Raw genomic sequence first — 22,224 nt, 5'->3', positions numbered from 1 at the left:
GGAATGACCCTGAGAGCTCGGGGCTCCGGGTCAGCACAGGGGAGGACAGGCCCCGGCGCCGTGCGGCGCCGGGGCTCCTCACGTGGTCACGGCACATCGTCCCGCCCCTCCCCGCCGGGGTGACATCGCTGTCCACCCCGGCCAGAGCCGCTCAGGTCCTACGCCTCACGCGACAGACTCGCACGCGCATCCGGCGGGCGCTGCGATTCCGCCCAGTGGGTCTCGGCTTCGGCCCGTTCGCACCGCCGGACCCGCACCGCTCGCCCGCCGGACCCGCACCGCTCGCCCGCCGGACCCGCACCGCTCGCCCGCCGGTCTCCCGTCCCCGTCGCCCCGGCCGGTCAGGGCTTGGCGACGAACACGTGCGAGGCCACCTCCGACTCCAGCTCGGCCGCCTCGCCGCTGCTGCCCACCAGCACCCCGCCCGCCGACTCCGTCACGCTGACCACCGAACCGGGCTGCACGCCCGCCCGGCGCAGCGTGTACATCAGCTGGGCGTCCGTCTGGATCGGCTCGCCGATCCGGCGCACCACGACCGTCTTGCCCTCGGCGCCCGGATCGAGGTCGGCCAGGGACACCATGCCCTCGTCCAGGAACGGGTCGGCCCCGTCCTTCTCGCCCAGCTCCTCCAGACCGGGGATCGGGTTGCCGTACGGCGACTCGGTGGGGTGCCGCAGCAGCTCCAGCACGCGGCGCTCGACGGCCTCGCTCATCACGTGCTCCCAGCGGCAGGCCTCGGCGTGGACCTGCTCCCACTCCAGGCCGATCACGTCGACCAGGAGACACTCGGCGAGGCGGTGCTTGCGCATCACGCGCGTGGCCAGCCGGCGTCCTTCGTCGGTGAGCTCCAGGTGCCGGTCGGGGGCGACGGACACCAGACCGTCGCGCTCCATCCGCGCCACCGTCTGGCTGACCGTCGGACCACTCTGGTCGAGCCGCTCGGCGATCCGGGCGCGCATGGGGACCACACCTTCCTCCTCCAGCTCGAGGATGGTGCGGAGATACATCTCCGTGGTGTCGATCAGTCCGGACATACATGCCCCTTGATGAGATCTGTGGATGGCTCTGCCGGAGGCTGGACGGCTCACCGGCGCGTGCGCTGGCCCAGGAGTCAATTCTGACGCATACGACCGACAACCGGGCCGCGCGGTGAGAACGAGGGACCGCACCGGGGGGAAACCCCACCGTCGGGCGCCGTGTTGACACGGCACTGGTCCAGACCGCACGGTGATCCGCAACACTCCTGCCCGAAGGGATGCCGCATGAGCGACCGCACGCCGGCCGGCCGGTTCCTCGACGCCGCGATCGACCTGCTGCAGCGGATCCGCGACGAGGAGGCCGAGTCCGTCGCGGCGGCGGGCGCGCTGCTCGCCGACACGGTCGCGGACGGCGGCCGGCTCTTCGCCTTCGGGGCGGGACACTCGTCGCTCGCGGCGCAGGACCTCGTCTACCGGGCCGGTGGACTCGCCCTGATGAACCTGCTCGCCGTGCCGGGGGCCGTCGGCGTCGACGTGGTGCCGGCCACGCTGGGCTCCGCCCTGGAACGCGTCGACGGGCTCGCGGGCGCCGTGCTCGCGTCCTCGCCCCTGCGCGCGGGCGACGCCCTGATCGTCGTCTCCCTGTCCGGGCGCAACGCGCTGCCCGTGGAGATGGCCGTGGAGGCCCGGGAGCGGGGCGTGAAGGTGATCGGCGTGACGTCGGTGGCGTACGCGGCGCGGACGACGTCCCGGCACTCCTCCGGGACGTTCCTGAAGGACCACTGCGATCTCGTCCTGGACTCCGGGATCGCGGTCGGTGACGCGGAGCTCACCCTCGACGACGTGCCCGCGCCCTTCGCCCCCGCGTCGACGGTGGTCACCACGGCGCTCCTCCAGGCCGTCATGGCCACCGCGGCGGCGTCGCTCGCCGATCGCGGCATCGAGCCGCCGCTGCTGCGCTCGGGCAACGTGGACGGCGGCCACGAATGGAACGCGCGCGTCTTCGACGAGTACGCCGACCGCATCTTCTACCGCCGCTGACGCGGAACGACGGCCTCTCGCCCCGCCCCCTTCCCGTCCCCGGGGCTGCGCGCCGGCCCCCCTTCGGCCCTGGACGGGCCTCGCCCCCCGGACTCCCCCGGACGGACCGACCTCCAGCCCTCCGGCGTTCGGGGAGCGGGGTCCGGGGCGGAGCTCAAGGCCTGGACGGGAAGGGGCGGCGGGGGCGGGGAAACGGGTGTCAGCGGTCGTCGTCGAGGAGGGCCGCCAGGTCCAGGGACGTGGCGATGCGAACCGCCACGTCCTCCGCGTACATCGCGTCGGAGCGTTCGAACGCGCTGCGCCCCGCCCCCCGCAGAAACGTCACGGCACCCAGCGTGCGCCCCCGGCTCCGCAGCACCGCGCACAGGGCGTGCACCGCGTCCGGCGGCCACTGCCGGGACAGCGCCCACACCCGCGCCTCCTCGGCGCCCAGGGAACCGGCGCCGGCCCGCACCGTCCCGGCCCGCTCCACGCACTGCACCGTCGGGTGCCCCTCGCCGTACCGCACCGGCAGCCCCGCCCACCCCGTGAACCGGCTCGGTCCCGGCGCCCCGGACGGCGTGGCGGCGACCCGTACCAGCCTCACCCGGTCGGCGTCCTGGCCACCGTCGGCCACCCGGTCGATCAGCGCGTGGTCGGCGAACCCGGCCAGCGCGAAGTCCAGGTGGACCGTCGCCGCCTCCGCCGGGTCCTCGCACTCCGCCGCCGCGTGCGCCGCGCGGTGCAGCTGCTGCGCGCGGAACCGCAGCAGGGATGCCTCCTGCTCACCCTGCCGGGACTCGGTCACGTCCTGGAACAGCCAGCCGACGCCCAGCGGGACCGGTTCCTCCGCGAGCGGTGACGCCAGCCGCACGAACCCGCTCCGCCAGCACCGCCGCCGCTCGCCCTCCGGCGTGCGCACGCTCACCCACAGCTCGGCCGGCGCGGGCGGCGCACCCTCCGCGAGCACATGGGCGAGCGCGCTCTCCAGCTCCTCCGCGCCCTGCGCCAGCAGCTCGCCCAGCGGCCGCCCCAGGACGGACGTCCGCCCCGCCCCCAGCGCCCGCGCGGCGTGCGCGTTCACCACCGCGGGCCGCAGATCGGCGTCGACCAGGACGACACCCCAGCTCGCGTCCTCCAGCAGCGCCTCGCTCAGCGCGATCGACCGCTCCAGGTCGATCTGCGCGTGCACCTCGCTGAACGCGCAGTACACGCCCGCCGGCTTTCCGTCCGGCCCGCGCACCGCCGCGGACTGCGTCCGCACCAGCACCCGGCCGCCGTCCTTCGTCAGCAGCGCGAACTCGTCGACCTGCCGGCCCGGCGCGTCCCTGGCCGACATCAGCCGCGCCTCGACCTCCTCGGCGTCCGCGCTGCGCACGGCCCACCCGGCGAACCCGGCCCGGCCCACCGCCTCGGCGGCGGTCCAGCCGAGGATCCGCTCCGCCTCGCGGTTCCAGTGCGTGACCGTCCCGTCCGCGTCGAAGGCGCACAGGGCGGCGTCCATGCCGTCGAGCAGCGCGGCGAGGAGGTCGGAGCCGTCCGGCCCCTGCCGCGCGGGCTCGGGCTCGTCCGGCCCCAGCTCGTCGGTGGTCCCACTACGCCGGGAAGCACTCACCTGGACCCCCTGTCAGGCTGCGTCCGCACGTACGGCACGACGGTTCACCCACTTGCAATCATTCAACTCGAACGTGACGCAGCGCACACCGGGTTCCCGCAAGATGGGGGGAATCGTCGTGCGGCTCCGTCCGATCCGCCCGCCCGCCAGGGGAAAGGCATCCGTCGCCACGTCAGCCACAGCTCGCTCTCCCGGCGGGACGCACCGCTCGACCTCGCCGAAGCCCCGCGCGCGAGCGAACCGGACGCCGTCCTCGCCGGCGGCCGGGACCACGGTCCCGACGGCCCCGGCGCCCGCCGCGCGTGTGACCGGTCCCCGACGCGCGGAACGCCGTCCCACGCCCTTGCGCCGGTGCTCGGACAGCACCCGCGCGACGACCGTCACCACGGCGTCGTCCCCCCGCGGGGGCCGCACCGTCGAGCAGTCGACCAGCACCTCGCCGGCGTACGCGTTCTCCGGCCGGTACCCGCACGCGACGCGCTCCCGCACCTCGTCGGACGTCGTCGCGGCGGGCGGCACGATCACGTCGTGGACGTGCCGCCCCTGCTGCGGCACGGCGTCGCCGTCCACGGCTTCGACACGAAGATCACCCATCCGGCAAGCCAACCGCTCCCTCGCGCGGAGGTCAACGAAAAAAGTGGTTGATATGACGGCAAGCGCTTCTTAGGGTGGCGGTACTTCGGAAAGGAGGTGGTTCGGCAGATGTATGAGAACCGGACGGAAGAGGTGGCTGCGGGCTAGTGGCCCGCCGTCGTACTCGGTTCGGCGCCGGACCGGCGTGTGCGAGACACACGCAACCGGCCCAATCCAACGCAGTCACCCGACCCGCGAGTCGCCGGTAACGTCCGGCCGGCTCCTCCTCAGGGAGGAACCAGACTCGCGGGTCGTCTGCTTCTCCGGGGCCCGCTCAGTGGGCGGTGTCCGCGTACCCCTCGATCTCGCGCGGGTCGCGCGCGCCCGGACCGACGTAGCGGGCCGAGGGCCGGACCAGACGGCCGGTGCGCTTCTGCTCCAGGATGTGCGCCGACCAGCCCGCCGTACGGGCGCAGGTGAACATCGACGTGAACATGTGCGCCGGGACCTCGGCGAAGTCCAGCACGATGGCCGCCCAGAACTCCACGTTGGTGGCCAGCACCCGGTCGGGGCGGCGGGCGTGCAGTTCGGCCAGGGCCGCCTTCTCCAGGGCCTCGGCGACCTCGAAGCGCGGGGCGCCGAGTTCGCGGGCGGTGCGGCGCAGGACGCGGGCGCGGGGGTCCTCCGCGCGGTAGACGCGGTGGCCGAAGCCCATGAGCCGCTCGCCCTTGTCGAGGGCCTGCCTGACGTACGCCTCGGCGTCCCCGGTGCGCTCGATCTCCTCGATCATGCCCAGCACGCGCGAGGGGGCGCCGCCGTGCAGCGGGCCGGACATGGCGCCGACGGCGCCCGAGAGGGCCGCCGCGACGTCCGCGCCGGTCGAGGCGATGACCCGCGCGGTGAACGTGGAGGCGTTCATGCCGTGCTCGGCGGCCGACGTCCAGTACGCGTCGACGGCCGCGACGTGCTTGGGGTCGGGCTCACCGCGCCAGCGGATCATGAAGCGTTCGACGACGGACTCGGCCTTGTCTATCTCGCGCTGCGGCACCATGGGCAGGCCCTGGCCGCGCGCGGACTGGGCGACGTAGGACAGGGCCATGACGGCGGCGCGGGCGAGGTCGTCGCGGGCCTGCTCGGCATCGATGTCGAGGAGCGGTTTCAGGCCCCACACGGGTGCCAGCATGGCCAGCGCGGACTGCACGTCGACGCGGATGTCGCCGGAGTGCACGGGGATCGGGAACGGTTCGGCGGGCGGCAGTCCGGGGTTGAACGCCCCGTCGACGAGCAGCCCCCAGACGTTGCCGAAGGAGACGTGCCCGACCAGATCCTCGATGTCGACGCCCCGGTACCGCAGGGCGCCGCCCTCCTTGTCCGGTTCGGCGATCTCCGTCTCGAACGCGACGACTCCTTCGAGTCCGGGTACGAAGTCGGACATCTGGCGGCTCCTTGTGAGGTGGTGGCAGATGGCGGGGTGGGGTGGGACGACCGCGGGTCGGCGGAAGCGAAGGCGCGTCTCGGGTGGATCCGCGGTCCGTTCGAACGGACTCGCGGTCCGGGGCGTCACCCCTGTGATGCCCGGCTGACGGTCACCCAACCGGATCAGTGGCAGCACGATATCCCCGAGTGCCGTCTTTGGGGAGGGTCCGCGGCACTCAGTGCCACCACGTGGCGAAGGGCACCGCCCTCCCGAGGGCCTCGCTCATGCGGCAGGATGACGGCGTGACCGAACGAGACGCCGTCCCCTTCGATCTCGCCTCGATGCGCAAGCAGTACCGGACCGAGGGGCTCTCCGAGACCGACCTGGCCGCCACCCCCGTCGAACAGTTCGCGCGCTGGTTCGGACAGGCCGCGACGGACGGCGGGCTGTTCGAGCCGAACGCCGTGATCGTCTCGACGGCGGACGCGGAGGGCCGGCCCAGCTCGCGCACGGTGCTGCTGAAGCACTTCGACGACGACGGGTTCGTCTTCTACACGAACTACGGCTCCCGCAAGGGCCGTGACCTGGCCGAGAACCCGCACGTCTCGCTGCTGTTCCCCTGGCATCCGATGGCCCGGCAGGTCATCGTCACCGGCACCGCGCGCCGTACCGGCCGCGACGAGACGGCCGCCTACTTCCGCACCCGCCCGCACGGCTCCCAGCTGGGCGCGTGGGCCAGCGGCCAGTCCTCGGTGATCGCCGGCCGCGCCGAGCTCGACGCGGCCTACGCCGGCCTGGCGGCCCGCTACCCGGAGCACGAGCAGGTACCGGTACCGCCCCACTGGGGCGGCTTCCGGGTGGTCCCGGAGGCGGTGGAGTTCTGGCAGGGCCGGGAGAACCGCCTCCACGACCGCCTGCGGTACGTCGCGGAGGCGGGCGGGGGCTGGCGGGTGGAGAGGCTGAGCCCGTGAGGGGGCGGAAGTCACGCGCGGGGGACGAGGAGCCGGCGCTGTCGCCGGCCGAGGCGGCGGCCGAGGCCCGTGCCCTCGCCGCGCGCGGCGAGGGCACGATCACCTGGAACCGGTCGCCCACGGGTCAGTCCAACGCCCCGTCCAGCAGCTCCGCCCACTGCGCCACGACCCGCTCCCGGCGGGCCCCGTCGTCGGTGAGGAGGTTGGCGAGGCCCAGGCCGCGGGCCATGTCGAGGAGGCCCTGGACGGTTTCGCGGACGCCGGGGCGGGACTCGTCGGCGCCGAGGAGTTCGACGGCGATGCGGTGGGACTCGCGGCCGACGCGCAGCTCCAGCTCGGTCACGCGCGGGCGCAGCTGTTCCTCGTTGGAGGCGGCGACCCACAGGTGGAGCGCCGCGCGGAAGACGGGGCCGGTGTAGAGGCCGACCAGCGCCGCGACCACCGCGCGGCGGTCGCCGGCCGCGGCGCCCTCCGGGAAGAGGGCGCGCAGGGCGGTGGAGCGTTCCTCGGCGACGTACTCGACGGCGGCCGTGAAGAGGTCCTCGCGGGTCGGGAAGTGGTGCTGGGCCGCCCCCCGGGAGACGCCCGCGCGTTCGGCGACGACGGAGACCGTGGAGCCCGCCCAGCCGTGTTCCGCGAGGCAGGCCACGGCGGCTTCCAGGAGCCGCTGCCGGGTGGCCCGGCTGCGGTCCTGCTTGGGGACTCGTTCCGCACGGTCGGCCGTGCTCACACCACCCATTCCGGATCCCGTCGTTCGAGGAAGGCCGTCATCCCCTCGCGCGCGTGGGCGGAGGCGAAGAGGCGCGCCGAGAGCGCGGCCAGGCCGGCCGCGTCCCGGTCGAAGGTCTCCAGCACCCTAGCCGTGAGCAGCCGTTTCGTCTCGGCCAGGGCTTCGGGGGCGGATCTGCGCAGCCCGTCGAGGATCGGCGCGAGGACCTCGTCCACGTCGTCGCCGGCGGCGGTGAGCAGACCGATGCGGGCGGCCTCGGCCGTGTCGAGGCGTTCGCCGGTGAGGCAGTAGCGGGCCAGGGCGCGCGGATCGGTGCGGGGCAGCAGCGGCAGCGAGATCACGGCGGGCGCGACCCCGATGCGGACCTCGGTGAAGGCGAACGTCGCCGCGCGGGAGGCGACGGCGACGTCACAGGCGGCGAGCAGGCCCAGACCGCCCGCGCGGACGTGCCCGGCGACCCGCGCGACGACCGGTTTCGGCACCTCCACGATCTGCCGCAGCAGCCCCGCCAGCGCCTCGGGCGCGGGCGGGTCCCGCAGGTCCGCGCCCGTGCTGAAGGTGTCGCCGGTGTGGGTGAGGACCACCGCGCGGACACCGGTGTCCTCGCCCGCGGCGCCCAGCGCGTCGGCCAGTTCGCCGACGAGGGCGGCGGACAGTGCGTTGCGGCGCCGCGGGGCGTCGAGGGAGAGCGTCTCGACGCCCCGTGCGCGGGTGCGGCCGATCAGGGTCACGAGGGCTCCTCGTGCGCCGCGCGGAGCCCACGGCGCAGGACCTTCGGGGAACGGTGTCCGGGCGTGCTGTCGCAGACGGGGTCCTCCCCGGTCCCGCCGGCCGGCCCGGCGGCCCTCCGCGCGGTGTCCGGCACCGGTGAGACGGTGACGGTCCAGCGGGCCGCGCAGTCCTCCAGCTGCCTGCCGGCCTCCTCGGCGGTGTCCGGGGGGTGCACGGTGGTGACGGAGGCGCCCGCGCGGGTGGCCGCGTGGAACGCGAGGGGGAGGGCGGCCGTGTCGGGGCTGTGCGGGGCGGGCACGTCCCCCGTGCGCACGCCCGGCCCGGCGAGGGCGGCGGCGACCCGCCGGTGGAGGCGGTCCACCTGCTCGTGGGTGAGGGTGGCGCCGTCGATCGGCGTCGGGGTGCCCCCGGGCTCGACGGCCCGGGCGAGCACCGCCTCGTGGAGGGGGGGTTCCACGGGCGGAACGTCTGCGTACTCGCTTCGGAACACGGTTCCTCCAGGACGGCCGGGAGGGCCTAGTACGACTTGGGGAGGCCCAGGGTCTGGTGGGAGACGTAGTTGAGAATCATCTCCCGGCTCACCGGGGCGATACGGGACACGCGCGCGGCGGTTATCAGCGGGGCGAGCCCGAACTCGCGCGTGAGGCCGTTCCCGCCGAGGGTGTGCACGGCCTGGTCGACGGTCTTCGCACAGGCCTCCGCCGCCGCGTACTTGGCCATGTTGGCGGCCTCGCCGGCGCCGGTGTCGTCACCGGTGTCGTAGAGGTGGGCGGCCTTCTGCGTCATGAGGCGGGCCAGTTCCAGGTCGATGTGCGCCCGGGCGAGGGGGTGGGCGATCGCCTGGTGGGACCCGATGGGGGCGCTCCACACCGTGCGCTCACGCGCGTACTCGACGGCGCGGGCGAGCGCGTAGCGGCCCATGCCGATCGCGAACGCGGCCGTCATGACGCGCTCGGGGTTGAGACCGGCGAAGAGCTGGAGCAGGCCCGCGTCCTCGTCGCCCACGAGGGCGTCGGCGGGCAGCCGTACGTCGTCGAAGGAGAGTTCGAACTGCTTCTCGACGGAGTTGAGTTCCATGTCGATGGGGCGCCGCCGGAAGCCCTCGGCGTCACGCGGGACGATGAACAGGCAGGGCTTGAGCCTGCCCGTGCGGGCGTCCGCGGTGCGGCCCACGACGAGGGTGGCGTCGGCGATGTCGACGCCGGAGACGAACACCTTGCGGCCGGTGAGGAGCCAGCCGGCGCCGTCGCGGCGTGCCGTCGTGGTGATGCGGTGGCTGTTGGAGCCGGCGTCGGGTTCGGTGATGCCGAAGGCCATCAGCCGGCTGCCGTCGGCCAGGGCGGGCAGCCACTGCCGTTTCTGGGCCTCGGTGCCGAAGCGGGAGATGACGGTGCCGCAGATCGCCGGGGAGACGATCATCATCAGCAGGGGGTTGCCGGCGGCTCCCATCTCCTCCAGGACGAGGGAGAGTTCGGCGATGCCGCCGCCACCGCCGCCGTACGCCTCCGGCAGGTTGACGCCGATGTAGCCGAGTTTGGCGGCGTCCTGCCAGAACTGCCTGTTGTCGGTGCCGGGGGCGCGGGGGTGGTTCCTCGCGAACGAGGCGACGGCTTCGCGGAGGGCCTTGTGCTCCTCCGGTTCGATCACGGACATGAGCGCTCCTGGGGGGGAAGGGATTCGCGTCGTGTGGCGGGTGCGGGTCTTCTCGGGCCGGTCGCGCCCACGCGGTGGAACCGCATGCCGGTGCGGTCCCGCGCTTCTAGGGGGTTTCGTCCACGACCGCCAGGAGGGCGCCGACCTCCACCTGCTGTCCCGGGACCGCGTGCAGGGCGCTCACAGTGCCTCTCACCGGGGCGGTGATCCCGTGCCGCATCTTCATGGCCTCCAGCCACAGCAGGGGCTGCCCGGCCTCCACCGCGGCCCCCTCGGTCACGCCCTCCGCGACGCGGACGACCGTGCCCGGCAGGGGGGCGAGGAGGGAACCGGGGGCGTGCCGGTCGGTGGGGTCGGGGAAGCGGGGCAGGGCGGTGAGGGCGGTGGCGCCCACGTACACGCGGTCGCCGTAGCGGCTGACCTCGTAGCGGCGCCGTACGCCGTCCACGTCGAGGATCACGAGACCGGCGTCGACGTGCACGACCTGCACCCCGTCGGCCGCCAAACCCTCGCGCGTGTGCCGGTAGCGGACCTCGTGTTCCTCGCCCGCCATCGCGTACCGCTTGGCCTGCGGCTGTGAGGGCACGTTGCGCCAGCCTCCGAAGCGGGAGCGGCCGTGGGCGTCGGCGAGGGCGGCCGCGAGCGGGGCGTGCGGATCGGGGGCCGGTTCGGTGAGGTCGGGCAGGTGGCGGTCGTAGAAGCCGGTGTCCATACGGGCTTGCGTGAACTCCTCGTGCCGCAGGGAGCGCACGAGGAGGTCCCGGTTGGTGACGGGCCCGTGGATCACCGCGCGGTCGAGGGCGGAGGCCAGCTTGCGGACCGCCTCCGCGCGGGTGGGGGCGTGGGCGACGACCTTGGCGAGCAGGGGGTCGTAGTGGACTCCGACGGCGTCGCCGTCCGTGTAGCCGGTGTCCAGGCGCACGGTGCCGGGGACGGCGAGGCGGTGCAGACGGCCGGTCTGCGGCGCCCACCCCCGGGACGGGTCCTCGGCGTAGAGGCGGGCCTCGACGGCGTGTCCCCGCGCGCGTGGCGGGTCGTCGGCCAGGGCGTGGCCCTCGGCGACGCGGATCTGCTCGGCGACGAGATCGACACCGAACACCGCCTCCGTCACCGGGTGTTCCACCTGGAGGCGGGTGTTCATCTCCAGGAAGTGCACCCGCTCCCCCGCGACGAGGAACTCGACGGTTCCGGCGCCGACGTAGGCGACGGCACGCGCGGCGCGTACGGCGAGGGCGTGCAGTTCCCCGGTGAGCCGCGCGGGCAGTCCGGGCGCCGGGGCCTCCTCGATCACCTTCTGGTGCCGTCGCTGGAGGGAGCAGTCGCGGGTGCCGAGCACCCACACCGTGCCGTGGGTGTCGGCGAGCACCTGCACCTCGACGTGCCGTCCGCCCGCGTCACCGCCGAGGTACCGCTCGACGAACACCTCGCCGTCCCCGAAGGCGCTCAGGGCCTCCGCACGGGCGGCGTCCCGTTCGCCGTCCAGGTCCGCGAGCCGCCGTACGACGCGCATCCCGCGCCCGCCGCCGCCCGCCGCCGCCTTCACCAGCACGGGCAGATCGGCCTCGGTGACGTCCCGCAGGGGCTCGACGCCCATCAGCTCCTTGGCGCGCGTCTTGGACGCCATCACCTCGATCGCCTCCGGGGACGGACCGATCCAGACCAGGCCGGCGTCCCGCACGGCCCGCGCGAAGCCGGCGTTCTCGGAGAGGAAGCCGTAGCCGGGGTGCACGGCGTCCGCGCCGGCCGCGAGGGCGGCCTTCACGATCAGGTCGCCGCGCAGGTAGGTGTCGGCGGGCGCCGCCCCCGGCAGTCGTACCGCCGTGTCCGCCACGCGTGTGTGGAGGGCTTCCCCGTCGGCGTCCGAGTGCACGGCGACCGTTCGGATTCCCAGCTCACGGCAGGTGCGGACGATGCGGCAGGCGATCTCGCCCCGGTTCGCGACAAGTACGGAAGCAATCATGACCCCTCACATCCGGAAGACGCCGAAGCCGCCGCGCACGCCCTCGTAGGGGGCGGTGTGGACGGCCGACAGGCACAGGCCGAGGACGGTGCGGGTGTCGCGCGGGTCGATGACGCCGTCGTCGTACAGCCGGCCCGACAGGAACATCGGCAGCGACTCGGACTCGATCCGCTGCTCCACCATGGCGCGCAGCGCCGCGTCCGCCTCGTCGTCGTACGGCCGTCCCTTCGCCGCCGCCGACTGCCGCGCGACGACGGACAGCACGCCGGCGAGCTGCTGCGGTCCCATGACGGCGGACTTGGCGCTGGGCCAGGCGAACAGGAAGCGCGGGTCGTAGGCGCGACCGCACATGCCGTAGTGCCCGGCGCCGTAGGAGGCCCCCATGAGGACGGACAGGTGGGGGACGCGGGAGTTGCTGACCGCGTTGATCATCATCGCGCCGTGCTTGATGATGCCGCCCTGCTCGTACTCCTTGCCGACCATGTAGCCGGTGGTGTTGTGCAGGAAGAGCAGCGGGACGTCGCGCTGGTTGGCGAGCTGGATGAACTGGGCGGCCTTCTGGGCCTCCTCGCTGAAGAGGACCCCCCGGGCGTTGGCGAGGATGCCGACGGGATAGCCGTGCAGGGCGGCCCAGCCGGTGGTGAGGCTGGTGCCGTAGAGCGGTTTGAACTCGTCGAAGTCGGAGGAGTCGACGATCCGCGCGATCACCTCGCGCGGGTCGAAGGGGGTCCTGAGGTCCCCGGGGACGATGCCGAGGAGTTCGTCCTCGTCGTACCGGGGCGGTGCGGCCGGTCCCGGGTCGGCGTACGCCTTGCGGTGGTTGAGGCGGGCGACGACCCGGCGGGCCCGGCGGACCGCGTCCGGTTCGTCGACGGCGAAGTGGTCGGCGAGGCCGGACACGCGGGCGTGCATCTCGGCGCCGCCCAGGGACTCGTCGTCGCTCTCCTCCCCGGTGGCCATCTTCACCAGCGGCGGGCCGCCGAGGAACACCTTCGCCCGCCCCTTGACCATGATCACGTGGTCGGACAGGCCGGGGACGTACGCGCCCCCGGCGGTGGAGCTGCCGAAGACGACGGCGACGGTGGGGATGCCGGCCGCCGACAGCCGGGTCAGGTCCCGGAAGATCGCGCCGCCGGGGATGAAGATCTCCTTCTGGGAGGGCAGGTCGGCGCCGCCCGACTCGACCAGGCTGATCACGGGCAGCCGGTTGGCGAGCGCGATGTCGTTGGCGCGCAGGGCCTTCCTCAGCGACCAGGGGTTGCTCGCGCCGCCGCGCACGGTCGGGTCGTTGGCGGTGATCAGGCACTCCACGCCCTCGACGACACCGATGCCGGTGACGAGCGAGGCGCCGACGGTGTGGTCGCTTCCCCAGGCCGCCAGCGGGGACAGCTCCAGGAAGGGCGTGTCCGGGTCGAGGAGCAGCTCGATGCGCTCGCGGGCGAGCAGCCTGCCGCGTGTGCGGTGCCGTTCGACGTACGTGTCGCCGCCGCCCGCGAGGGCCCTGGCGTGCTCGGCGTCGAGCTCGGCCAGCTTGGCGAGCATGGCGTCACGGTGCGCCCGGTACTCCGGACCGGCCGTGTCCAGGGCGGATGCGAGGACCGTCACAGGAGGACCTCCGGGATCTCGAGGTGCCGGGAGCGCAGCCATTCGCCGAGCGCCTTGGCCTGCGGATCGAAACGGGCCCGCGCGGCGACGCCCTCGCCGAGGATGCCTTCGACGAGGAAGTTCAGGGCGCGCAGGCGGGGCAGGACGTGCCGGGTGACGGGCAGATCGGCGGCCTCGGGGATCAGCTCCCGGAACCGCTCGACGGTCAGTTCGTGCGCCAGCCACCGCCAGGCGTCGTCGGAGCGGACCCAGACGCCGACGTTGGCGTTCCCGCCCTTGTCGCCGCTGCGGGCGCCGGCCAGCAGCCCGAGGGGGGCGCGTCTCACGGGTCCCGCGGGCAGCGGTTCGGGAAGCGCGGGTTCCGGTACGTCGCCGGGTACGGCGGTGTCGTCGGCCGGTGGCACGGGGACACGGCGTCCGTCGTGGAGGACGGCCACATGGCCGACGTCACCATGGGGGACGTACATGTCCTCGAAGACGCCATAGGGGGAGCCCTTCCCCGGTGGTGCCATGACATGGAACCCGGGACAGCTGGCCAGCGCCAGCTCGACGGCGGCCCCGCTCAGCGCCCGCCCGACCGCTTCCTGAGCGGGATCCCGTACGACGAGCCGCAGCAGCGCGCTCGCGGTCTCCTCGGTGCCGGCATCGGACCGGTCGGTGCGCACCAGCTCCCAGCGCACCTCGGCGGGAGGGGACGTGGCGAGCGCGTCGGACATCTGCTCCCGTACGAGGGCCGCCTTGGCCTCGATGTCGAGGCCGGTGAGCACGAACACGACCTCGTTGCGGAAGCCGCCGAGCCGGTTGATCCCGACCTTGAGCGTGGGTGGAGGTGCTTCTCCCCGGACGCCTTCGACGCGCACCCGGTCGGGCCCGTCCTGGGCGAGCCGTACGGTGTCCAGTCGCGCGGTGACGTCCGGCCCTGCGTACCGGGCGCCGCCGGTCTCGTACAGCAGCTGCGCGGTGACCGTACCGACGTCGACGAAGCCGCCGGTGCCGGGGTGCTTGGTGATCACGCCGCTGCCGTCGGCGTGGAGCTCGACGAGCGGGAATCCGGGCCGCCGCAGTTCGCCGGGGCGGCGCTCGGCGAAGAAGGCGTAGTTCCCGCCGGTGGCCTGCGCCCCGCACTCCAGCACGTGCCCGGCGACGACGGCCCCCGCGAGCCGGTCGTGGTCCCCCGCCGTCCAGCCGAAGTGGGCGGCGGCCGGCCCGGTGACCAGGGCCGCGTCGGTGACCCGCCCGGTGACGACCACGTCGGCGCCCGCGCGCAGGCACTCCGCGATCCCGAAGCCGCCGAGGTAGGCGTGCGCGGCCAGCGCTCCCGGGTGGGCGGCGGTGCGGTCGTCGCCCTCGACGTGGGCGACCCGTACGGGGAGGCCGAGCCGGCCGGCCAGCGTGCGTACGGCGTCGGCGAGTCCGGCGGGGTTGAGTCCGCCCGCGTTGGCGACGATCTTCACGCCCCGCTCGTGGGCGAGGCCGAGGCACTCCTCCAGCTGCCGCAGGAAGGTGCGGGCGTATCCGGCGGAGGGGTCCTTCAGCCGGTCGCGGGCGAGGACGAGCATGGTCAGTTCGGCGAGGTAGTCGCCGGTGAGGACATCGACCTCGCCGCCGGTGAGCATCTCGCGGAGGGCGTCGAATCGGTCGCCGTAGAAGCCGGAGAAGTTGCCGATGCGCAGGGGCGTCGCCGTCGTCGTCACCGCGCGGTGTCCCCCTTCGGCTCCCGCCCGCCGCCGGGCGGGCCGGCGAAGGCCTGGGCGACGTCCAGCCAGCAGTCGGCGTCGGGGCCGTCGGCGGTGAGGGCGAGGTCGGCTCGGTGGGCGCGCCGGGTGACCAGGAGGCAGAAGTCGAGCGCGGGCCCGGTGACACGCTGGGGGGCGTCCTCGGGGCCGTAGGCCCACAGCTCACCGCCCGGTCCGTCGAGTTCGACGCGGAAGGGACCGGTCGGCGGGGTGAGTCCATGCACGCCGTAGGCGAAGTCCCGGGTGCGCACCCCGAGCCACGCCACATGCCGGAGCCGGTCGCCGGGTGGCCGCATCACACCGATCGTGTCGGCCACGTCCTGTCCATGGGCCCAGGTCTCCATGAGACGGGCGGTGGCCATGGAGGCGGCGGACATGGGCGGCCCGTACCAGGGGAACCGTGCCCCGGCCGGCGCCTCGCGCAGCGCCTTCTCCAGCGCCGCGCGCCCCTCGCGCCACCGCGCGAGCAGGTCGGCGGGCGCGGACCGGGCGTACTCCTCGGCGCCCTCGTCGACGAAGGTGTGCGGGGCGGCGAGGGCCCGCTCGACCCGCTTCCGGAACCCGTCCGCGTCGGTGACGGCGAGCAGCGCGCAGTGGTCGGTCCAGGCGAGGTGGGCGATCTGGTGGGCGACGGTCCAGCCGGCGGCGGGCGTCAAGAGCGCCCACTGCGCGGGGCCGAGCCCGGCCACCAGCCGGTCGAGCTCCTCGCCCTCCTCACGCAGGTCGTCGATCACGGGCGTCGGATCGGGCACGAGGCGCTCCCCTCGGGGCACGGACACGGCGGTGTGCGGCGCGGTTGGGTGGAGCATGGCAGCGGTGAACAAAACAATCAAGCATGATTGCTGGCTTTTCGTCGAGGCGGCGCTCCGCCCCCTTGCCCGCGCTCCTGGGCAGCGCTGCTCCTCTGGATGTGGCCGGGCCCCATGAGCTGCGCCTCTTCGAGGACGTGCTGGACTGGATCAGGGCGCTCGCCCAGGAGGACCCCGGCAGCCACCTCCACGTGACGGCCGCCCGGGAACGGCTCCGGCACGTGGGCCCGGCGCTTCGGCGACCGGCAGTCGCGCGAACGGGAGGAGCCGTTGCCGGAACACACGGGAGTCACGTCCACGCAGCGGCGGGACGGCGGGCCTCGGGATGCCGTTCGTCCTCGGCTCCGAGCGGCGGGCGGTCTTCCCGGCGGCGGGCGACAAGGCCGCAGGCCGCCCATGGGCGGCCTGGCACCCCCGGGTGGTCGAGGAGGCGGACGGCAGGTTCGCGGCGCACCTCGATGCGCCGGAGCAGGAGAAGAGGGAAGGGCGGGGGAAGGGCAGGACGGATGAAGCCCGGCTCCATGGACGGCCCGACGGCCGACACCGCACCCGAGAAGCGCGAGCGCATCGACGCCGTCGAGGCGGGGATGAGCGAGGCGGAGCACGGACAGGGACTGGCCGCTCCCCGCAGGGCCCAGGGCCTCACCCGGGTCCAGGTCGCCAAGGCGATGGGCGTCGCCCGGGGCCGGGGTGGTCAGATCGAGCGGGGCAGCGCTCGGTCTGACACCTCGACGACGGCGGCGTACCCGCACGCGATCGGTGGCGAGCCGGCCATGACGGCCACGGCGGGAAACCTCTTGGTGCGGCTGCGGACGCAGCGGATCACCGCCCGGCACCGGCCTTCCCCCGCCCCACCTGCGTCCGCACCGCGCCGATGCTCGCCCCGATCACCAGGGCGATGGCGGCGGCCTCCGTGGCGGAGAGGGCCTGGTCGAGGATCAGGAAGCCGGCGGCGGCCGCGAGGGCCGGTTCCAGGCTCATCAGCACGGCGAAGGTGGAGGCGGGCAGGCGGCGCAGGGCGAGGAGTTCGAGGGTGTACGGGAGAACGGAGGACAGCACCGCGACCGCCGCGCCCAGGGCGAGGACCGTCGGGTCGAGGAGCTTCGCACCGGACTCGGCGACGCCCAGCGGCAGGAAGAGGACCGCCGCCACGCCCATCGCGAGGGCGAGTCCGTCCGCCTGCGGGAAGCGGCGGCCCGTACGCGCGCTGAAGACGATGTACGCCGCCCACATGGCTCCGGCGCCCAGCGCGAAGACCACACCCAGCGGGTCGAGGCTGCTGAAGCCCCCGCCGCCGAGGAGGAAGACGCCGGCCAGGGCCAGCCCGGCCCACACGAGGTTGACCGCGCGCCGTGAGGCCAGGACGGACAGGGCGAGCGGGCCGAGCACCTCCAGCGTGACCGCGGGGCCCAGCGGGATGCGCGCGACGGACTGGTAGAAGAGGCCGTTCATCGCGGCCATGGCGACACCGAAGACGACCACCGTGCCCCAGTCGGCGCGCGAGTGTCCGCGCAGCCGGGGCCGGCACAGCACCATCAGCACGACCGCCGCCACCAGCAGCCGCAGCGTGACGACCCCGAGCGCACCGGCCCGCGGCATCAGCGTCACCGCCAGCGCCCCGCCGAACTGCACGGAGATCCCGCCCGCCAGGACCAGTCCCACCGGGCCCAGGGTGCCCCGCCCGCGCGGGGCACCGGCCGGCACGGGCGCACGGCCGGGCCGCCCCGTCCCTGTGGTGGTGGACGGAGTGGCGGCGCTGGGGGTGGTCACGGGGCCTTCCAAGGACGTCGGAGCGGACACTCGTCCGGAACGAGTGTGTACCTCGAACGAGTGTGTATCTCGATGGACTGCTCGGCCCAGAGTATTGGACCGGGTCAGTACCGTGAAGCGCTTGTGCGCCTGACGATGCGGCCCTCGTTCCGCCTCGGTCGGCTCCGTTCGTCACGGGGACCCGGCGGGTACCGTTCCCTCTGGTGATCATCCGTGTCCGCTCCTACCCCGTCCGAGGTCCCGTGCGACGATTCATTGCCCGTCTCTGGCGGCTCCTGCGCCCCGTGCAGAGCCGCATCATGTGGTTGCTGCACACCAAGTACGTGGTGGGCGTGACCGGTGTCGTGCGCGACGACGAGGGGCGGGTGCTGATGCTCCGGCACCGGATGTGGCCGCCGGGCCGCCAGTGGGGCCTGCCGAGCGGCTTCGCCCGCAAGGGCGAGGACTTCCGGCGGACCGTGGTGCGCGAGGTCAAGGAGGAGACGAACCTCGACGTGGAGGTGGGCCGCCTGACCATGCTGAACAGCGGCTTCCGCACCCGTATGGAGGTGGCCTACGAGGCCCGCCTGCTCGGCGGCGAACTGCGCCTCGACCCCTTCGAGATCCTGGAGGCCCGCTGGTGCCGCCCGGACGACCTCCCGGAGGGCGTCCAGCCGGTGTGCGGGCCGCTGGTGCGAGGAGAGACGGTTCCCTGAGGGCGCCGGCACGTACACACGGACACCCCGGCGGGCACTACGCCTCGGGCCGCTCGGCGACGAAGGAGCCAAGGCCGACCTCAGCGCGGATCAACCCCTCCGTCTTGAGGTGGGCCAGTGCCTTCTGAGCTGTCGACGCAGCGATGCCGAATTCCGTCGACAGCTCTACGACAGACGGGACCCGGGCGCCCACCGGATACGTGCCGTCCGCGATACGCGTGGCGATGGCAGCGGCCACCTGCCTCCAGACGGGCCGGGTGCGATCGAGTTCGGCAATCATGCGGTGGACGCTAGAACTCTGCGGTAGACCGCGCGACCGCGGTAGACTTCGGTATACCGCGGTTAACCGAAAGCTCCGGCGACGGATGCCGCCGTCCCGGGGCGTGGCCATCAGCCCAAACCATTGAAACGGAACTGATGACATGACCGACCTTATCGGCCGCCTCGTCGCGTGGGTGAGCCTGTTGCCCTGCCCGCGAGGAACCCATCGACGTACCGGTTCGCGCCCGACGCCCTCCCCCGCGCCATCCTTCCCCCTTCGGGCAGCGACCGGCTTCCCCCTCCCCTCCCACCGCAGCCCTTACGGCCTCATCACCCTCCTCGACGGAGCCGAGACGGCCGCCGTACGCCCGTACGTCGCCATGTCCTGGTTCCACGAGAGGCAGGCGGCGTGATGACCGAACCGCGCCTGCCGCCCTGGTCCGGCAGCGAGGGCAAGGCCTGCTACCTGATCACCGCCGATGACGGCGGGCCCGTCTCCCGGCTGGCCGACACCACCGAGGCCGTGCAGCTCGGGATGGGCAGTGAGCTGCTCGCCCACGCCCGGGAACTCCTCCCGGACGCGCCGCGCGGCGAGCTCCGCCACCTCGCCGAGTGCCTCACCGATGCCCTCGCCGACGCGCTGCGGGTGGCGGGGAGCCGAGGGCGCAGGTTGCAGCGGCTCGACTGAGCGCGTCGAGGACAGAAGGGTGGCGACCGCTCACGTACTCTCCAGAGCCGCCGCCAGCACCTCCGCCAGGTGCCGCCCCCGTACCCCCGCGAGCTGCTCCAGTTGCGTACGGCAGGAGAAGCCGTCGGCCAGGACGACCGCCTCGTCCGGGGCCTCGCGCACCGAGGGGAGGAGCCGGTCCTCCGCGCAGGCCCGGGAGACCTCGTAGTGGCCCCTCTCGAAGCCGAAGTCGCCGGCCAGTCCGCAGCAGCCTCCGGCCAGTTCGCCGGTGAGGCCCGCCGCCGCGCGCAGCCGGCGGTCCGGCGCCTCGCCCAGGACCGCGTGCTGGTGGCAGTGGGTCTGGCCGGTCACCGGGCGGTTCAGGGACGGCGGGGTCCAGTCCGGGGCGTGCCGTTCCAGGGTCTCCGCGAAGGTCAGGACCCGTGCGGCGAGCCGTGCCGCGCGGGGGTCGTCGTGGAGGAGCTCCGGGGCGTCGGTGCGCAGAGCGGCCGCGCAGCTCGGTTCCAGGACCACCAGCGGGGCGTCGGTGGCCAGGACCGGTTCCAGGAGGTCGAGGGTGCGGCTCAGGACCGTACGCGCGCGGTCGAGCTGGCCCGTGGAGATGTACGTCAGGCCGCAGCAGACCCGGCCCCTGCGGGCCGTCAGCAGGGACAGGGCGGAGCGTGAACGGGCGTCGCCCACCGGGCGTCCGCCCGGCCGCAGCGTCGGGGGCAGGGCCACCCGCAGGCCCGCCGCCTCCAGCACGCGTACGGCCGCCCGGCCCACCGACGGCGAGAGGTGCTCGGTGAAGGTGTCCGGCCAGAGGACCACCAGCTTTCCGCCGTCGGAGGGCGCTCGCCGTCGCCGCCACCACCTCGTGAACGTCTCCCCCGCCACCCGGGGGATCTCCCGCTCGCCCGCGATCCCGCCCAGCCGTTTCGCCACGCGCGCGAGCGGCCCCGCCGAGGCGAGAGCGTTCACCACCCCCGCCGACCTCGTCCGCCCCACCCAGCCCAGCCACACCGGCAGCCGGCCCATCACGTAGTGCGCGGCCGGACGGCGGCGGCCCGCGTAGTGGTGGTACAGGAACTCCGCCTTGTACGTGGCCATGTCGACCTCGACCGGACAGTCCGAGCGGCAGCCCTTGCAGGACAGGCACAGGTCGAGCGCGTCCCGTACCTCCGTGGAGCGCCAGCCGTCGGTCACCAGCTCGCCCGCGAGCATCTCGTGCAGCAGGCGCGCGCGCCCGCGCGTGGAGTGCTGTTCCTCGCCCGTCGCGCGGAACGACGGGCACATCACCGCCGGTCCGGACACGGACGTCGTACGGCACTTGGCGACGCCCACGCAGCGGCGCACCGCCGCCGAGAAGTCGCCGCCGTCGGCGGGGTAGCCGAAGGCGACGTCCACCGGTTCGCGCGGGAGGACGGAGAAGCGGAGGTGGGAGTCCAGGGGGGCGGGGCTGACCAGCATGCCCGGGTTGAGGAGGCCGTCCGGGTCCCAGACCCCTTTCACCCGCGCGAAGAGGGCGACCGTCTCCGCGCCGTACATGCGCGGCAGCAGCTCGGCGCGTGCCTGGCCGTCCCCGTGCTCGCCGGAGAGGGAGCCGCCGTGGGAGACGACCAGGTCGGCCAGCTGCTCCGAGAAGCTCCGGAAGCGGGCGATGCCCGGCTCGGTCAGCAGGTCGAAGTCGATGCGGACGTGGACGCAGCCGTCCCCGAAGTGCCCGTACGGGGTGCCGCGCAGTCCGTGGTCCGCCATGAGGGCCCGGAAGTCGCGCAGGTACGCGCCGAGCCGGGCCGGCGGCACCGCGCAGTCCTCCCAGCCGGGCCAGGCCTCCGTTCCGTCCGGCATGCGCGTCGCCGTGCCGCTCGCGTCCTCCCGGATCCGCCACAGCGCGCGCCGCCGCGCCGGGTCGGTGACCACCAGGGCGTCCAGGACGTCCGCCGCGCGGACGATCGTCTCCGCACGCGCGCGTGCCTCCGCCTCCGTGTCCCCGCCGGTCTCCACGAACAGCCAGGCCCCGCCGCGCGGAAGGTCCGCCGCGGCCGGCACCAGGTCGGCCGCCATGCCCTCCACGGTCAGCGGACCGAACGGCAGCAGCCCCGCCGCCGCCTCCGCCGCCCCGCTCTCGTCCGCGTACGCCAGCACGGCGAGCGCACGCGCGCGCGGCGCCCGTACGAGGTCCACGACCGCCTCCGTGAGCACGCCCAGCGTGCCCTCCGAACCGCACAGGGAGCGGGCGACGTCGGCGCCCTTCTCGGGCAGTAGGGCGTCCACGGCGTATCCGGAGATGCGGCGGGGCAGCTCCGGGAAGCCGGTGCGCAGACGGGCCAGTTCGCCGTCCACCAGATCGCGCAGTCCCGCCGGGGCCCCGGCCCATCCGCGTCCGGGCCGAAGGCGTTCCCCGCGCGGGGTGACGACCGACAGTTCGCGGACGCTGTCGGCCGTCGTGCCCCAGGCCACCGAGTGGGAGCCGCAGGAGTTGTTGCCGATCATGCCGCCGAGGGTGCAGCGGCTGTGGGTGGAGGGGTCCGGTCCGAAGCGCAGGCCGTGCGGGGCGGCGGCCTCCTGGAGGCGGTCGAGGACGAGGCCCGGCTGGACGACGGCCGTGCGCGCCTCCGGGTCGAGGGACAGCAGACGGTTCATGTGGCGGGTGAAGTCGAGCACCACACCGGTGCCGGTCGCCTGCCCCGCGATCGAGGTGCCACCGCCGCGCGGCACCACGGGGACGCCGTGCGTCCGGCAGACCGACAGCGCCGCCGCCACGTCGTCGGCGTCCCGCGGGGCCACCACGCCGAGCGGCACCCGGCGGTAGTTGGAGGCGTCCATCGTGGTCAGCGCCCGTGCGGCCACGGTGAAGTCGACCTCGCCGCGCACGGCCGCCCGCAGCCCGGCCGACAGTTCCCGGTGATCCGTCATGCCCTCAGCATGCCTGCCCGCGGGGCCCGGCGCGGGGAGACGCCGCACGCCTCCCGCGGCGCCCCGGACCCTTCCGGAACCCGCACAGGATGGGCCCCTTGACGAAAACGGAAG

Annotated in this window: 18 protein-coding genes and 1 pseudogene; 4 read left to right on the top strand and 15 right to left on the bottom strand. The window is 74.2% G+C overall.

Annotation, left to right across the window (positions count from 1 at the left end; translation table 11 throughout):
• Positions 1-341: 341 nt before the first annotated feature.
• Complete coding sequence (locus tag KYY02_RS00560; protein ID WP_344555265.1) at positions 342-1,034, bottom strand: iron-dependent transcriptional repressor DtxR; 693 nt, start codon at positions 1,032-1,034, stop codon at positions 342-344.
• Positions 1,035-1,262: 228 nt separating this feature from the next.
• Here KYY02_RS00560 and KYY02_RS00555 point away from each other — a divergent pair, with 228 nt between their 5' ends.
• The gene (locus KYY02_RS00555; protein WP_371235385.1) at positions 1,263-2,018 is read left to right on the top strand and encodes an SIS domain-containing protein; all 756 of its coding nucleotides are present in this window, start codon (positions 1,263-1,265) and stop codon (positions 2,016-2,018) included.
• 199 nt (positions 2,019-2,217) lie between these two features.
• On the opposite strand, the gene KYY02_RS00550 is transcribed toward KYY02_RS00555, so the two are convergent.
• The 3 genes from KYY02_RS00550 to KYY02_RS00540 form a co-directional block, all read right to left on the bottom strand.
• On the bottom strand, positions 2,218-3,612 hold the full coding sequence (locus KYY02_RS00550; RefSeq protein WP_371235384.1) for a PAS domain-containing protein: 1,395 nt from the start codon (positions 3,610-3,612) through the stop codon (positions 2,218-2,220).
• 12 nt (positions 3,613-3,624) lie between these two features.
• On the bottom strand, positions 3,625-4,206 hold the full coding sequence (locus tag KYY02_RS00545; RefSeq protein WP_371235383.1) for a hypothetical protein: 582 nt from the start codon (positions 4,204-4,206) through the stop codon (positions 3,625-3,627).
• A gap of 313 nt (positions 4,207-4,519) precedes the next feature.
• Positions 4,520-5,620 (bottom strand): citrate synthase 2, encoded by a 1,101-nt coding sequence (locus KYY02_RS00540; protein ID WP_371235382.1) that lies wholly within the window; start codon positions 5,618-5,620, stop codon positions 4,520-4,522.
• A 266-nt stretch (positions 5,621-5,886) separates the two neighbouring features.
• Between KYY02_RS00540 and pdxH the strand changes: the two genes are divergently transcribed.
• Positions 5,887-6,573: a pyridoxamine 5'-phosphate oxidase gene (gene pdxH, locus KYY02_RS00535; protein WP_371235381.1), complete on the top strand. Its 687-nt coding sequence runs from the start codon at positions 5,887-5,889 to the stop codon at positions 6,571-6,573.
• A gap of 124 nt (positions 6,574-6,697) precedes the next feature.
• Here the strand turns inward: pdxH and KYY02_RS00530 are convergent, their stop codons facing one another.
• The 9 genes and pseudogenes from KYY02_RS00530 to KYY02_RS00490 form a co-directional block, all read right to left on the bottom strand.
• Entirely contained in the window at positions 6,698-7,312 is a 615-nt protein-coding gene (locus KYY02_RS00530; protein WP_371235380.1) for a TetR/AcrR family transcriptional regulator, read from the bottom strand.
• Positions 7,300-8,034: an enoyl-CoA hydratase family protein gene (locus tag KYY02_RS00525; protein WP_371235379.1), complete on the bottom strand. Its 735-nt coding sequence runs from the start codon at positions 8,032-8,034 to the stop codon at positions 7,300-7,302. The genes KYY02_RS00530 and KYY02_RS00525 overlap by 13 nt, the downstream gene beginning before the upstream one ends.
• 47 nt (positions 8,035-8,081) lie before the next feature.
• A pseudogene (locus KYY02_RS00520) lies at positions 8,082-8,525 on the bottom strand (AMP-binding protein); the annotation flags it as partial.
• 26 nt (positions 8,526-8,551) lie between these two features.
• Complete coding sequence (locus KYY02_RS00515; protein WP_371235378.1) at positions 8,552-9,688, bottom strand: acyl-CoA dehydrogenase family protein; 1,137 nt, start codon at positions 9,686-9,688, stop codon at positions 8,552-8,554.
• A 106-nt stretch (positions 9,689-9,794) separates the two neighbouring features.
• Positions 9,795-11,648 (bottom strand): acetyl/propionyl/methylcrotonyl-CoA carboxylase subunit alpha, encoded by a 1,854-nt coding sequence (locus KYY02_RS00510; RefSeq protein ID WP_371235377.1) that lies wholly within the window; start codon positions 11,646-11,648, stop codon positions 9,795-9,797.
• Positions 11,649-11,654: 6 nt separating this feature from the next.
• A complete protein-coding gene (locus tag KYY02_RS00505; protein ID WP_371235376.1) occupies positions 11,655-13,253 on the bottom strand; it encodes an acyl-CoA carboxylase subunit beta in 1,599 nt (532 codons plus the stop codon).
• The gene (locus tag KYY02_RS00500) at positions 13,250-14,947 is read right to left on the bottom strand and encodes an acyclic terpene utilization AtuA family protein (RefSeq protein ID WP_371235375.1); all 1,698 of its coding nucleotides are present in this window, start codon (positions 14,945-14,947) and stop codon (positions 13,250-13,252) included. Before KYY02_RS00500 ends, KYY02_RS00505 begins: the two co-directional genes overlap by 4 nt.
• A complete protein-coding gene (locus KYY02_RS00495; RefSeq protein ID WP_371235374.1) occupies positions 14,944-15,741 on the bottom strand; it encodes a TIGR03084 family metal-binding protein in 798 nt (265 codons plus the stop codon). The genes KYY02_RS00500 and KYY02_RS00495 overlap by 4 nt, the downstream gene beginning before the upstream one ends.
• An 879-nt stretch (positions 15,742-16,620) precedes the next feature.
• Positions 16,621-17,568: an EamA family transporter gene (locus KYY02_RS00490; RefSeq protein ID WP_371235373.1), complete on the bottom strand. Its 948-nt coding sequence runs from the start codon at positions 17,566-17,568 to the stop codon at positions 16,621-16,623.
• Between the two features lie 242 nt (positions 17,569-17,810).
• Between KYY02_RS00490 and KYY02_RS00485 the strand changes: the two genes are divergently transcribed.
• Complete coding sequence (locus tag KYY02_RS00485) at positions 17,811-18,263, top strand: NUDIX hydrolase (RefSeq protein ID WP_371235372.1); 453 nt, start codon at positions 17,811-17,813, stop codon at positions 18,261-18,263.
• A gap of 37 nt (positions 18,264-18,300) precedes the next feature.
• Here KYY02_RS00485 and KYY02_RS00480 read toward each other — a convergent pair whose 3' ends face one another.
• Complete coding sequence (locus KYY02_RS00480) at positions 18,301-18,543, bottom strand: GntR family transcriptional regulator (RefSeq protein WP_371235371.1); 243 nt, start codon at positions 18,541-18,543, stop codon at positions 18,301-18,303.
• Positions 18,544-18,936: 393 nt separating this feature from the next.
• On the opposite strand from KYY02_RS00480, the gene KYY02_RS00475 reads away from it, so the two are divergent.
• Positions 18,937-19,212, top strand: coding sequence for a hypothetical protein (locus KYY02_RS00475; protein WP_371235370.1), 276 nt, complete (start codon positions 18,937-18,939; stop codon positions 19,210-19,212).
• Between the two features lie 30 nt (positions 19,213-19,242).
• On the opposite strand, the gene KYY02_RS00470 is transcribed toward KYY02_RS00475, so the two are convergent.
• Positions 19,243-22,110 carry an FAD-binding and (Fe-S)-binding domain-containing protein gene (locus tag KYY02_RS00470; RefSeq protein ID WP_371235369.1) on the bottom strand — a complete coding sequence of 956 codons (2,868 nt, stop codon included), beginning with the start codon at positions 22,108-22,110 and terminating at the stop codon, positions 19,243-19,245.
• Positions 22,111-22,224: the final 114 nt, after the last annotated feature.

Origin of the sequence: Streptomyces pimonensis (assembly GCF_041380215.1) — a bacterium.
Classification (GTDB): Bacteria; Actinomycetota; Actinomycetes; order Streptomycetales; family Streptomycetaceae; genus Streptomyces; species Streptomyces pimonensis.
This window is presented reverse-complemented; position numbering and strand designations above follow the sequence as displayed.